Raw genomic sequence first — 13,992 nt, 5'->3', positions numbered from 1 at the left:
GTCACGGCGGCTCGGCCGTTTGTTACTCCCTTATTGCTAACTATAAGTATACAGAAAGTGGGGGATTGTGACAACTATTCCAAATCAAAAACCGTATATGGTAAACGCCGCTTGTGTTCTGTCTTGCGCCACCAGCCTTCGATGCGTTCCGCCGCCTGCGGGGAAACATCGCGGCCTTCCAAATAGTCGTCAATGTCATCATAACGCACACCTAATGCTTTTTCGTCCGGTAAACCAGGCTTGTTGTCTTCCAGATCAGCGGTTGGTGCCTTGGTGTACAGGTGTTTAGGCGCGTTCAAGAATTCCAGCAGTGCCTTACCTTGGCGTTTATCCAACCGGAACAACGGGGTCACATCTGCCGCTCCATCACCGTACTTGGTATAAAAACCGGTGATATTTTCCGCCGCATGGTCTGTTCCCACAACGACGCCGGCCCGATTGCCCGCAATGGCATATTGGGCGGTCATGCGCACCCGGGCTTTGATATTGCCCTTGTTGAAATCACTAATGGTCAAGCCATGCTTCTCCACCGCAGCCACTAATTCATCCACGGCCGGTTTAATGTTCACCCGGAAAGTTTCATCCGCCTGCATAAACGCAATGGCATCCATGGCGTCTTGCTCATCTGCTTGTTCACCATAAGGCAAGCGAACAGCGATGAAATGGTACGCCGTATTGCCAGTTTCTTCCCGTAATTCTGTCATCGCCATCTCGGTGAGCTTACCGGCCAGTGTCGAATCCTGACCGCCAGAGATACCCAATACGTAAGTGGTCAACCCCGGATTGCGCTGCATGTACGCTTTCAAAAAGTCGACAGACCGGCGCACTTCTTTCTCTGGGTCAATCGTCGGTTGGGTGTGTTCATAAGCAATGATCTCTTTTTGTAATGGTCGCATAACTAGTTCTCCTTACCCATTTTCGCTACGGCATTGCGCACCGCATGAATGTAGTTCATTTTGTGATCCCATAGGCGCTGGGACAAATCAACCGGATACTGTTGCGGATTCAAATGGCGGCGATATTCCGGCCATAACGCCGTCAGTTGTTTGCTGGCGTAATTGCGCACTTCGTTGAGCGCTGGTAGTTGATAGGACTGTTCACCGGCATGGAAGATCTCATGGAGCAATGGGCGGGCCGTGAAATTTTTCACCGTCTTGTTGATATACGTATATTGCGGATGGAACATGTACAGCTCATCCAATTGGCGCGGATCTTCCTGGAAAAGGGTAATGACGTCCCCTTCTGACTTGGCGTCTTTATCATCATTGGTAATCCGCCATACCTGCTTTTTACCCGGGGTGGAGACCTTTTCAGCATTGTTGGATAGCTTGATGGTATCCTGCATGATGCCAGCTGCATCCTGGATGGAAACTAGTTTGTAAACCGCTCCCAGAGCAGGTTGGTCAAATGCCGTGATCAACTTGGTACCTACGCCCCACACGTCGATTTTGGCATCCTGCATCTTTAAATTCAAGATGGTATATTCATCCAAATCGTTGCTGGCATAAATCTTTGCATTGGGGAATCCGGCATCGTCCAATTGTTCCCGGACCCGTTTAGACAAATACGCCATGTCGCCAGAATCAATCCGAACGCCCTGGAAATTGATCTTGTCGCCCATTTCTTTGGCAACCCGAATGGCACTGGGCACGCCACTACGGATCGTGTCGTAGGTATCCACCAGGAAAACACAGTCGCGGTGGGTCTCGGCGTAAGCCTTGAAGGCTTGATAATCGTTCCGATACGTTTGCACCAGGGAATGGGCATGGGTGCCGCTAATGGGAATGTCAAATAGCTTGCCAGCACGCACATTACTAGTGGCATCAAAGCCGGCAATATAGGCCGCTCGGGTGCCCCAAAGGGCAGCGTCCAATTCCTGAGCACGGCGGGCGCCGAACTCCAGTAACGGGTCATCACCCACAGCCAGCTTGATCCGGGAGGCCTTGGTGGCGACTAGTGTCTGATAATTGACAATATTCAACAATGCCGTTTCCACCAATTGGCATTGGGCCAGTGGGCCTTCAACCTGGACTAACGGTTCGTTGGCAAAAACGACCTCCCCTTCCCGAGGGGCCCGAATCGTTAACGACAGCTGCATTTCCTTCAAGTATTGGAGAAAGCCGTCGGGGTAATCTTCCACTTTTTGCAGGTAGGCAATGTCACTGTCGGTGAACTGCAGGCTGTTTAGATAGTTGACGATCCGTTCGAGGCCGGCAAACACCGCATAGCCGCTACCGAAGGGATTGGTGCGGTAATAGAGTTCGAAGATCGCATGGCGGTCATCGATTTTCTTTTCCCAATAGGTGAGCATCATGTTGATTTCGTACAAATCCGTGTGCAGCGCTAGGCTGTCGTCCGGGTAGTGAAACATCGTGTCCAAATTTTTATTCCTCATTTTTCTTTTCAGTCAATTTTGTAAACAGTCGTCACTGGCCGTGCCAAAGCTGCGCAAGCTTCGGTGGCCTGGGGCTGGAACGCTGTGACGGCTGAGCCCCAGGCCACCTACGCTTGCTCCGCATTGGCACTAGATCCACCTACATTCTGACTTCTCACAAAATCAAACTTTGCAGGTTTAAACAATGAATATATTTTACCACATCGGTGTGTGGGGACAGAAAAAGCCCAGGCAATTAGCCTGGGCTTGGAATGTTATATTTGCTTTCGCTGTTTGGCAGCATCTGCTAGTGCTAGTCCGCCGCCGCTGCCAACTGTAGCGCCGATTAGCATGCCCATGGCCCAGTCATGTAAGGCCAAGCCTAACAACAACCCGATCAATACACCGCCAATGACACAGGTAGTCAGCCAAGTTTGAGCGGTGGCCGGCGGCGGGTCAGGGTCTTTCTTTCTGTTCATACAAATCTCCTCCAAAGGATTCGACAGTAACCATACTTTGTAACTAACTTCACGTTAACAAAGAGCGCGGCGGATTGTCAAATGATTGACCAGTGAAAGAGAGAAAATTAACGTTCTAAATAGAATTCGAACCGTTCCCCGGCATATTGGGTCCGCACATATTCGAATGGTTGGCCATCTTGGAGGAAAGTGATTTGGCGCAGCTTCAAAATGGCCTCGCCACGCTTGATATCCAAGTATTCGGCAATGCGTTCTGATGCCGTATCTGCAGACACGGTCTGTTGGGCGCCGCCAATATTATAGCCGCCCTTGGTTTCCAACGCGTGATAGAAAGAATCGGTTACTTCTGATTTGGTTAATCCCTGCACAATGTCTGCGGGAATCGAAGCCACTTCAAAGCTGATGGGAGTGCCGTCCGCAAACCGGATCCGTTCCATCCGCAACACTTCTGGACTATCGCCGGACAAGTGCAGCTTCTCAATTTCACTCAGGGACGGTGTCGCGAAGTGGTAAGAAATTGTCTTGCTGGACGGTTTTTTGCCCTGGCGCCGCATAATATCGGTAAAACTGGTGACACCGGAAACGACTTCTTGAACCTTTTGATTCGCCACATACGTGCCTGAACCAACCCGCCGTTCTAAAATTCCCTCGTCCACCAAAGTTTGGATAGCCTGGCGCAATGTCATCCGGGAGACGCTAAACTGCAAAGCCAAATCCCGTTCAGCGGGAATCCGATCGCCCACATGCCATTTGCCGCTTTCAATATCGCGCTTTAACTGATTGTGAATCTGAATGTACACTGGTGATTCCATGTTGATTTCTCCCCACTATACTTCGGGTGTGTATTCCTTGCCGAAGCTAAAAGTCTTTTGTAATTGTAAAGTCCGATCAAACAGATTCATATCGGCATCTTTACCTGGTGCAATCGTCCCTTTACTGTCCAAACCGAATTCCACCGCCTGATTGACACTGGCCATTTGCACAGCATCCGCTATGGAAGCACCGGTGAACTTCATGACATTGACAAAGGCGTCCTTGAACTGCAGAACAGATCCGGCCAACGTACCGTCACTTAAACGTGCTTGTTTATCTTTGACGAAAACTTTTTGACCGCCCAGTTCGCTTTCACCCTCGGGCATGCCCTTGGCCCGCATGGAGTCGGTCACCAGTTCAATGCGGTTAAAGCCCTTTTGCTCCACTGCTAACCGGATCATATCCGGCACGATATGGAACCCGTCACAGATCAATTCGGCATACATGTTGTCTTCCAACATGGCATGACCCGTCACACCGGGTTCGCGGTGCTTGAATTCCCGTTGCGCATTGTATAAATGAGTGACGTGGGTCGCCTTGCTGTGCAGCATCTGTTCCCGGGTCGCATTACTGTGACCAACGGACGGCACGATACCATGACTTAAGCAATAGTCCTCAAAGTCTTGAGAACCAGGATCTTCCGGCGCATAGGTGATTAACTTCACCCGGTTGCCAGAAAGCTTATTCCACTGGGCCAATAATTCGACGTTGGGGTTCTTGATGTATTCTTCTGGTTGGGCCCCCTTAAAGATTGCGGAAATGAATGGACCTTCCAGATGCACACCTTGAATAATCGGATTGTGCTCCGCCGCTTGGGCGACACCACGCATGGCGTGATCAATATTCTCAGTGGATTGAGTCATTGTCGTGGCAAAAAGTGTGGTCACACCTTCGTTACGCATCATTTTTGTCGCCATGGTACTGATTTGGTCTGGATCACCATCCATCGCATCAAAACCGTAGCCGCCGTGACTATGGACATCGATGAAGCCCGGCACCAGAATTTGGCCCCCGGCGTCGATCACTTCATCACCAGCCTGAGCATGGTATTCGTTGACAGGCCCAACCGCCAGAACGTGTTCATCAAAACGGACGTAACCGTCTGCGATAAATTCCTCTCCGGTATAGATTGCAGCGTGTTTCAAAACTTTTACAGACATCAAGAATTCCCCTTCATCGAATGTATATTAGCACAAGTTGCTAATTCTTTCTTATCATAACTGGTATAGACCGAAAAAGCTAATCCTTTTCCACAGTAGCCTTGACAGCATCTGCCAAGCCGGCGAAGAAGCCAGAACTTTCTAACGCGACCATGCCCCGAACAGTGCTGCCGCCGGGTGAAGATACCGCGTCTGCCAGGTCCCAAGGATTCGTACCAGTGGCCAAAACCTGGTCAGCACTGCCCTTGAAGACCTGAGCGGCAATTTTGCGGGCATCTTTCATCGGGATACCGTACTTCACACCCATTCGTGCCAACATATCGATGGCCACGAAGATAAAAGCCGGCGAAGAACCAGCCAAACCCACGAAAGCGCTGAACAGATCTTCTGGCAAGGCCATCATTTCACCCAATGATTTTTGCCAGTCCATGACTTGGGCCAACTCAGCATCATGAACTTGATCACTCACCGCATAGGCCGTCATGCCGCTGCCTGTGGCGACATTAACGTTTGGCAGCAAGCGCACGACGGGTAGTGTCGGCGTCTTGCTGAAACGCACCAAATCAGCCACAGAGACATTGCCAATGACGGAGACCAAGATCTGCCCTGCTCGCCACTGATTTGCGAGACTATTCAAAATCGGTTCTGCCGTCGCCGGTGGCGTCGCCAAAACGACGATGTCCGCCTGCTGCAATACTTCCGCATTACTAGCCACGCCGTGAATGCCATATTGTTTTGCGACAGCCTGGTAGTGAGCGGGAGTATGGCTAGTGACAAATAAATCGTCCGCAGGTACGCCTGCATGCAATGTCCCGATAATTTCTGCGGTCACCATGTGGCCGCTGCCGATAAATCCAATTTTAACCAAACGATTTTCCTGCTTTCTATTTGGAGTTGGCCCAAAGAATAGTTCTAACGAGCCGTGCCAAAGCTACGCAATCTCCGGTGACAGGGGGCTGGAACGTGGTGACGGCGCTTTGAGCCCCCTGCCACCTCCGATTGCTCCGCATTGGCACTATATCCATCGTGATTCACAATTTTATGCTTACCAAGTTTAGTGCTTACCAAACCAGTCCATAATTCTGGTCATCCGGTCGATTCGCAAATTGGGGAAACCTGAACGGGATAACTCGTGGTTGGAACCAGGGTAGCGGACAAACTCCGTTTCCACGTCATGCAACTTCAAGCTGGTGTAGAACTCTTCTCCTTGGCCAATCGGACAACGGTGATCTTCCTCACCGTGCAAAATCAAAATTGGTGTTTTTGCCTGATCCACATACGCCAGTGGGGAGAATTTCCAGTATGTGTCCAAATCAATCGGCGCATACCACTTGCCCTGCAGTTCCCAGGCGTTGAAGAAGTAGCCAATATCGCTGTTGCCATACATGCTGACCCAGTTAGAAATGGAACGCATCGTCACCGCTGCAGCGAAGCGGTCTGTGTGGGTTTCGATCCAGTTCGTCATGAAGCCGCCGTAACTGCCGCCGCAAACATACAGTTTCTTCGGATCAATGTGCTTATCCTGCTTCAACACTTCGTCCAGCCCGTTCATCAAGTCGCGATAGTCGCCTTGACCATAAGCCCCGATCACACCCGCAGCGTAGTCCTCACCATAGCTCAGACTGCCCCGGGGATTGATCAAAATGACTCCGTAACCGGCACTTGTCAGCACCTGCATTTCGTGGAAAAAGGTGTAGCCATAAGCCGCCAACGGACCACCGTGAATATAAAGAATGGCCGGATGAGATTTTTCTGCCGCTTGGCCAGTCGGTTTCATATACCAGCCCTCGACCGTCACATCATCGTCGGATTGGAACGTGAACTCATCCGCACCGCTCAATTCATGATGATTTTCCCAACTCGTATTCGGGTTGTACAGGTCCTTTTCATCCTCTGTGATCAAATCATAAACTGCTAAGCAGCTGGGTGTCTGGAAATCAGAATACGTATATACCACAGTGTGCTGATCCGCACCGACGAAGTAATCGGTGATGTGGCGATCGCCGCCCACCGCTTCGGTGAGCTCGCCGTCTGTGGAGGCCTGATAAAGCGATACCCGCCCATGACTGAACCCTTGGGTAAGGAAATAATCGGCCGTGACGTATTGCGCCCAGCGACCGGACAGTTTTTGCTGCGTATCCGCCGCCACTTCACCAGGACCCTCTTCGAGCTGATGATCCACTGCGGTATCCGTGAGGGTCTTTTCCATAATGTCGTAATACCAAATATGGTTCTCAGCAATATTCGGCTGATGATTATCTGAACCCCACAGCAGCAGGCCGGTACCATCTTCACTAAAATCTGCTGCAATAAACTCCCCATGCTCCTGGCTCTCCGTGATCCAGGTGAGGTTTTGGGTGGCAATCTCAAATAAGTACGTGCCAGTACGGAAATCTTTGGGATTAAACGGATCGGGACTGGCACTCAGCGCCAGAAACCGGCCAGACGGGTCGACAGCGTCCAAGCCGAAATCATCCGGCCGACTAATCAACGTCTTAGGCATTTTGCCGGTAATCGGCAGATATTGCAGATGATGGGTGCCATCCTCACGCAACACACCTTGACCGTTCATTAAGAAAGGCAGACGGCTAATGGTCTTGGGTTGGGGCAGTTTGGTCGGGGTCTTCTTAGGATAGCTGGTATTGGTGAAGAAAACCCCTTGACTATCCCCGCTCCACGCTGCGTCGTCCACGCCATCCGGTAAGTCCGTCAAGGCATACGGCGAACCGCCAGCTAATGGTTGAATGTAAATCTGGGCCTTTTTCTGCTTATCCGCCGCTAGGTAAAGCAACGCCGTCTCATCGGGGGCCAAGGCAAACTTGGTGATACTTTGACCGGGGATACCAAACTCGGTTTGGTGCCGATTACGCATGTCTAAGCCCTTTAAGACAGCCTGATACGTATTGCTGGCTTCATCCACCCGGTTTTCCAAAAAGTAGACGGTATGGTCCGTCACCTGGGGTTGCGATAATGTCTTGATTGCGAATAAATCTTTTGCTTGTACTGGTTCAGTCATGTACACCACACTCCAATCACGTCATAAAAATATTCTACCATGAATTGGTCTAAGGGAGGCAAAACAAAAAGACCAAATCAAGTGATTCAGTCCTGCTTGGGGGTGAAAAAATGCGCGACAATAAATGAAGACAACGGTTTAACCACCAGTCCTCGAACAATGATGGCGATGATCAATGAACGTGCCCAGATCCAGAGTAACGCCATGAATGGGACGTGTTGGAACGCGCCACCGATCAGCAGGCCAAATGTCGACATGACTGAATACATGAGTAATAGCATCATCCGGCTGCGGACACCTGCAGCGCGGCGAGACACCGCCGTGGGTGACGTCAGTTTCTTAGTCGCCTTGGCCACTAAGAAATTGGTGATTTTGGCCGCCACAAACCAACTGTAGGTGAAAGCAATGGTGACGGTGGGCAGCCACCAAATAAACCAACTGGTCAACGTCACCGCGTTCCATCCTTTGGCTAAGACATTCCCCAGCAAACTCATTATCGTCGCCATACCGAAGCTCATGGATAAAGTAAACACGAACCGCTGCTTATTAATCATTCCACTCCCGCCTTCTGCCGTCAGTATACCGGCTATCCAAGGCAGGTCAACGAATTTGTATCGGCAGAATCTGCGATCCAACTTAAACGAGTTCTGCAAACCAGGCCACTATAAAATAAGACCCCGGATGTGATTCACATCCGGGGCACTTATTTTAGGTGACCTAATCGATTTGCTGCGTGCTCTCTTATTGGGATAGCTGGATTCGAACCAGCGCACGACAGGATCAAAACCTGTTGCCTTACCGCTTGGCTATATCCCAATGAAGTGGAGGAGAAAGGATTCGAACCTTTGAACCCGAAGGAGCGGATTTACAGTCCGCCGCGTTTAGCCTCTTCGCTACTCCTCCATATCATCGCCGATGCTTACGCAATCAACGATAAATATAATACCGAAAATCAGGAACCATTGCAAGCTTATGACGCAGATTTTTCAGATAAGTCCCGAATCATCAACGTGTGGCGCCATTCAGTCATAAAATCTGATGTCTGCCATTCCCAAGCCCGCTTTAGCCCATACCCTAGAGGGGTGTGTAAATAAAGCTGATCACCAATCATCAGCGGCGCATCGCGGTGATGTAAATGACCAAACACCACGGTATCCACGACGGGGGATGCTGCCAATAAATCACCCAAGTGACTGCTGCCCATCAATGCGGTGGCCATATTCCAATAGGGCCGGTCAGCGGCGTAAATCAGGAAATCCCGCCGCGGGACAAAATGCGTCACAAACAACGCTTTTTTTCCTTGCGCGGCCACCGTGTGCAAATCCATCCGTACTTGGTCCAAGACCCGGGCCATCCGGTCGGCATCACTGAGTGGTGAATCAATGGCGGAATCAATCCAAAACGCTTTTTTCCAGCGATTGAAATCTTTCGCCGTCTTATCCAGCTCCGCTGGCGCCAACGAATAATCGTACCAACCGTTATTACCCACTAGCGTATAATCGGTGCCCGGTAAAGAAACCACCCGATGATGCAGATAGGCCGGATCCTGAAGAGTCTCCAACTCCGAATATGTGACATTCTTGACCATATCGTGGTTGCCGGCAATAAAATACAAACGGACCTCATCGCCCAGATAAGCCTGGAAATCGTGCACGTAGCGGACAGTTTCCTGAAAATTATTGAAAATATCCCCGCCAATTACGTACACACCGATATCGTGCTGGACCAAATACTCTTTTTGCTGGGAAAAATAAGTTCGGGCATCGAGGTGGTTCACGTCGTAGTGCACATCGGTACTAAACGCTACCCGCATCCCATCGCCTGCTTTCTACCGGAAGATGCTGTTAATTTCTTCCTCGTTGGTGGTCTTCGTGTAAACCAAGACCGAATCGCCCTTCGTAATGACAGTTTCGGCACCGGGTACCAAGTTGGCCTCACCGCGACGGACATTGATCACGATTGTCCCTTCTGGCAAGGTGAGATCCTTCAATTTGATCCCATCGGCTTTGGCCCCATCGCCCACAGTGATTTGCACAATGGCATTATTTCCGCGGTTCAAACGCATCAAGGTCGTCAAGTTGGAGAAGTCGATCTGATCCGTAATCACATTGGCAATCAAATAGGCTTGGGAAACCCGCACATCAACACCCATTTCCTCAGTAAATAACCAAGTGTTCTTAGGATTGTTGATCCGGGCAATGACCTTGTCGACGCCGAATTCAAACTTAGCAATGGTGGAACACACCAAGTTGATTTCATCGGCCCCAGTCACTGCAGCGACCACATCCGCGTCGTTGATCCCGGCTTGTTCGAGCACCTTGGGATCAGCACCATCACCATTGATGACCACTTCTGGCGGCAACTCGGTCTTCAATGCCTGTAACGGTTTCTCACGGTATTCCACGACCCGGACATCGCGCCCGGCATCAATCAAAATCCGGGCAACGTATGAACCAACTTGGCCGCCGCCCACAATAATTGTACGCATAACGTTTCTCCCTCCTTACAGGTCCAGTGTTCGTTTCACTTGTTCCAACGTATCCCCGAGTGCGGACAGGTACAAAATATCCCCCGCTTCTAGGGTCGTGGTCCGGGTCGGAATGAACGACTGGTTTCCCCGGGAGATCGCCACTGGCTGCACTTCAGTCACTGGGAATAAATCCCGAATTGATTGGCCAGCCATCATGCTGGACACCGTGATCCGAACGATTTCCACCGGTGTGTTGCCGATACTCATCACATTTTCCAAATGGGAGAACGTCAATAGTTCCTTGGCGCGAGCAATCCCCCAACGCGTCGTGGCAATAATTTGAATGCCCAGCGCGTTGTACAGATCCACCTTCCGGGAGTCGTACAACCGGGCAATGACCCGCGGTACCCGGTAATAATTCCGGGCAATTCGGGCCACCAAGGCGTTGGTCTCATCGCTTTCTGTACAGGAAATCAGACTATCCGCCCGCTCAATGCCAGCCTTTTCCAGGATGTCTTTATCGAATTCGATGCCTAAGATCTTGGTCCCCTTGAAATCAGCCGGCAACCGCCGAAACTTCTTTTCTTCGGAACAAACGACGGTGATCGTATTGCCTTCGTCCGCCAGGGTGGTGGCTAAGCCGGAGCCTAACCGACCGCACCCTACAATGATGATCTTCATGCTAATTCTCCTCCTTTTCCATGTTCGCGATCACGATGCCGCAACCACGCTTTCCGCGTTTCTTCGATCCCCACCACGATGAACGGGCAGCAGACCAAATAGATCCAGTCCGTTGGTGCCAGCGGGGCAGTATTGAACAAGCCTTGTAAGAACGGCGTATAGGACAAGACGGCGAACAAGCACATCTCGAAAACAATCCCGATGTTGACCAGTTTGTTCTTAAAAATACCCACCTTAAAGATTGACTCGCGGTTGGTTCGTCCATTCAAGGCGTTCCCAATCTGACTGAAAATGATTGCGCCCAGCGTCATCGTCGTCGCCTGCCGGTAAATAATGCCGGAACTGGCTAACGGTCCCATGAAACCGGTGTGGTTCCAGTTGGCGTAGAAATAAGCCACCATAGCCAAAACAGCTTCCAACATGCCATACCAGAAGAACGCCTTGACGACGATACCCTTGGTCAGTAGGCTTTCGTTATGCTTTCGTGGCGGCCGCTCCATGATACCCGGTTCAGGTAATTCAGTCCCCAAGCCCAAGGCCGGCAGCATATCAGTCCCTAAGTCAATGGACAGAATCTGCATCACGGTCAACGGCAAGGCGATTAATCCGCGAGAAAAGAGGAAGAACGCTGACGGTACAGCCTCAGCCATGTTGGAGTTGAAAATGTATGTCAAGAATTTACGGATATTATCAAAGACCGCCCGCCCTTCTTCCACGGCATGGACAATGGAAGCAAAGTTATCATCGGTCAAGATCATATCAGCGGCCTCTTTAGCCACATCAGTTCCTGTAATCCCCATGGCGACACCGATATCGGCTTTCTTCAGAGCCGGAGCATCATTGACCCCGTCACCAGTGACGGCCACGACTTTACCCATCTCTTGCAGGTTGGTGACGACCCGATACTTCTGTTCTGGGGCTACCCGAGCGAAGATGATTTCGTCGGCCAAGGCCTTCTTCAATTCATCGTCGGACATTTTGCCCAATTCAAAACCGGTCACGACCCGCGGGTTTTCACCTTCCACGATTCCGATCCGTTTGGCAATACTTTCGGCAGTCAGACCATAGTCCCCGGTAATCATGATGATCCGGATATTGGCTTCGCGACATTTTTTGACTGCCGCAGCGACTTCCACCCGGGGCGGATCAGCCATGACGCACAGACCCAAGAAGATCATATCTTTTTCAATAATTTCAGGCGTATATTGGGTCATTGACTTCGGAATACCATCAGCGTGATCCAGTGGCCGATAAGCAACGGCCAACACCCGCAAGCCTTTGCGAGCATAATCGTCGTTAGCTGCCATAATCTTTTTACGATCATCATCCGTTAACGGTCGCACTTGGCCATTTTCCCGGGTCGTCGCACACAGTTCAACAGTTTCTTTCGGCGCGCCTTTCACAAAAGCGATCCGCTTGTTGCCATCAATCGGTGTTTTGACATTATGAATGGTAGTCATCCGTTTACGATTGGAATCAAAAGGCAGTTCCCGAATCCGGGGATCGTCTTTGATCAATTGATCAATATCAATCTTAGCCTTCTGCGCCGCCACGCCTAAACAGGCTTCGGTAGGATCACCTAAGACCGTGTAGCGGGGATGTTCATCGTCCGGCGGTAAAATCCGGGCATTCGAACAGAGCGTCGCCGCCGAAAGAGTCAACTCCAAGTCGCTGGAGTCCCGGAAAGTCACAGTCTTACCATTCAGCGTCACATCGCCCTTAGGTGCATACCCTTGGCCATTGACCAAATACTCACCACCAGGCAGCCACACATGGTTAACCGTCATTTCGTTCTGGGTCAATGTCCCCGTCTTATCCGAACAGATAACCGACGTTGAACCCAGCGTTTCCACAGCGTTCAAGGACTTCATCAAGGCGTGTTCCTTCGCCATCCGCTGCACGGCCATGGCCAGTGACAGCGTGACCGTCGGGAGCAAACCTTCTGGAATAAATGCCACGATCATCCCCAGAGAGAAGATAAAAGCGGAAGCAACCGGCTGTTGGACAAACAACCACGCACCAAAGAAGAACAGGACCCCAATGCTGACGGCAATAATCGATACTTGCTTAGTCAACTTGTCCAGTTCCTTCTCCAGCGGACTCTTTTCTTCCTTCATTCCCTGGGTCAAATTAGCGATTTTCCCGAATTCAGTCTGCATTCCAATAGCGGAAACGACTGCTTTACCGTTACCACTGGATACCGTGGTCCCGGCGAAGATCATGTTCTTCAACTCAAAGCGAGAAAGGTCTTTGTCCACGATTTGATCAGGGCTCTTGCGTACCGGGTTCGATTCACCAGTTAGCGCTGACTGGTTGACCTGCAAGTCGGTCATCTCCAGCAACCGGGCATCCGCAGAAATTCGGTCCCCTTCTTCCACTAACATCACGTCGCCGGGTACCAAATCAATGGCGTTGATCTGTTGCTCGGTGCCGTCCCGGATCACCCGAGAATAGGTCGGCAGCATCTTCTTCAAAGCATCGGTCGCTTTACTGGCCTTGCTTTCCTGGAAGAAACTGAACAACCCATTAATGATGTTGACCAACCAAATGGCGATCCCTAATTCAGGTGTGCCAGAGAAGAATGCCACGGCACCGCCAGCCCAAAGCAAGATCGCCATGGTGCTGATGAAGTTCTTTAAGAACTTAATCCAAAGGGGTTCGCCTTTCTTACCTTCAATTTGATTTTTGCCGTACTTTGTTTGTCTTTGTTCAGCCTCGGTACTACTCAGGCCCTGGGGCTTGGAGTCCACACGATCAAAGACTTCGCCTGGTGTCAAAAACGCCAGATCGTCTGTCGTTTTAACATCAGTCGCATTCGTTTTATCAGGCACGAAACATCCACCTTTCCTATATGGTTACATCGCCAGTGTATCACATTTGGCAGCGTGAAAGGACACCAGAATGACGGGAGGAAAGTGGCATTGTTGGGAGAGTCCTGATGTTATTGAGAGATGAAAAAAGACCCGCATTTTGGCTGAAGTGCCCCATAATTGTTAGAC

Annotated in this window: 12 protein-coding genes and 2 tRNA genes; all 14 read right to left on the bottom strand. The window is 50.7% G+C overall.

Features of this window, described 5'->3' with window-relative positions; genetic code table 11:
* Nucleotides 1-74 precede the first annotated feature (74 nt).
* The 14 genes from nadE to FD09_RS09970 all read right to left on the bottom strand — a co-directional run bounded on the left by nadE (nt 75) and on the right by FD09_RS09970 (nt 13,824).
* Entirely contained in the window at nt 75-896 is an 822-nt protein-coding gene (gene nadE / locus FD09_RS10035; RefSeq protein WP_057820964.1) for an ammonia-dependent NAD(+) synthetase, read from the bottom strand.
* A gap of 2 nt (nt 897-898) precedes the next feature.
* On the bottom strand, nt 899-2,371 hold the full coding sequence (locus FD09_RS10030) for a nicotinate phosphoribosyltransferase (RefSeq protein WP_057821133.1): 1,473 nt from the start codon (nt 2,369-2,371) through the stop codon (nt 899-901).
* Nucleotides 2,372-2,649: 278 nt separating this feature from the next.
* The gene (locus FD09_RS10025; protein WP_057820961.1) at nt 2,650-2,853 is read right to left on the bottom strand and encodes a hypothetical protein; all 204 of its coding nucleotides are present in this window, start codon (nt 2,851-2,853) and stop codon (nt 2,650-2,652) included.
* A gap of 107 nt (nt 2,854-2,960) precedes the next feature.
* The gene (locus tag FD09_RS10020) at nt 2,961-3,665 is read right to left on the bottom strand and encodes a GntR family transcriptional regulator (protein ID WP_057820960.1); all 705 of its coding nucleotides are present in this window, start codon (nt 3,663-3,665) and stop codon (nt 2,961-2,963) included.
* A gap of 15 nt (nt 3,666-3,680) precedes the next feature.
* A complete protein-coding gene (gene nagA, locus FD09_RS10015) occupies nt 3,681-4,826 on the bottom strand; it encodes an N-acetylglucosamine-6-phosphate deacetylase (protein ID WP_057820958.1) in 1,146 nt (381 codons plus the stop codon).
* Nucleotides 4,827-4,905: 79 nt separating this feature from the next.
* Nucleotides 4,906-5,694, bottom strand: a complete 789-nt coding sequence (proC, locus tag FD09_RS10010; RefSeq protein ID WP_057820956.1) for a pyrroline-5-carboxylate reductase — start codon at nt 5,692-5,694, stop codon at nt 4,906-4,908.
* Between the two features lie 186 nt (nt 5,695-5,880).
* Nucleotides 5,881-7,842 (bottom strand): S9 family peptidase, encoded by a 1,962-nt coding sequence (locus FD09_RS16740; RefSeq protein WP_157053765.1) that lies wholly within the window; start codon nt 7,840-7,842, stop codon nt 5,881-5,883.
* Nucleotides 7,843-7,928: 86 nt separating this feature from the next.
* Nucleotides 7,929-8,396: a DUF2798 domain-containing protein gene (locus tag FD09_RS10000; protein ID WP_057820953.1), complete on the bottom strand. Its 468-nt coding sequence runs from the start codon at nt 8,394-8,396 to the stop codon at nt 7,929-7,931.
* 190 nt (nt 8,397-8,586) lie between these two features.
* Nucleotides 8,587-8,658: transfer RNA gene (locus FD09_RS09995), tRNA-Gln, on the bottom strand.
* Nucleotides 8,659-8,664: 6 nt separating this feature from the next.
* Nucleotides 8,665-8,745, bottom strand: a tRNA-Tyr gene (locus tag FD09_RS09990).
* A gap of 67 nt (nt 8,746-8,812) precedes the next feature.
* The gene (locus FD09_RS09985) at nt 8,813-9,655 is read right to left on the bottom strand and encodes a metallophosphoesterase (protein WP_057820951.1); all 843 of its coding nucleotides are present in this window, start codon (nt 9,653-9,655) and stop codon (nt 8,813-8,815) included.
* A 15-nt stretch (nt 9,656-9,670) separates the two neighbouring features.
* Entirely contained in the window at nt 9,671-10,330 is a 660-nt protein-coding gene (locus FD09_RS09980) for a potassium channel family protein (protein WP_057820949.1), read from the bottom strand.
* Between the two features lie 15 nt (nt 10,331-10,345).
* Nucleotides 10,346-10,993: a potassium channel family protein gene (locus tag FD09_RS09975; RefSeq protein WP_057820947.1), complete on the bottom strand. Its 648-nt coding sequence runs from the start codon at nt 10,991-10,993 to the stop codon at nt 10,346-10,348.
* Nucleotides 10,990-13,824 (bottom strand): cation-translocating P-type ATPase, encoded by a 2,835-nt coding sequence (locus FD09_RS09970; RefSeq protein WP_057820945.1) that lies wholly within the window; start codon nt 13,822-13,824, stop codon nt 10,990-10,992. The genes FD09_RS09975 and FD09_RS09970 overlap by 4 nt, the downstream gene beginning before the upstream one ends.
* Nucleotides 13,825-13,992 lie beyond the last annotated feature (168 nt).

It is taken from the genome of Schleiferilactobacillus perolens DSM 12744 (assembly GCF_001435585.1).
Classification (GTDB): Bacteria; Bacillota; Bacilli; order Lactobacillales; family Lactobacillaceae; genus Schleiferilactobacillus; species Schleiferilactobacillus perolens.
This window is presented reverse-complemented; position numbering and strand designations above follow the sequence as displayed.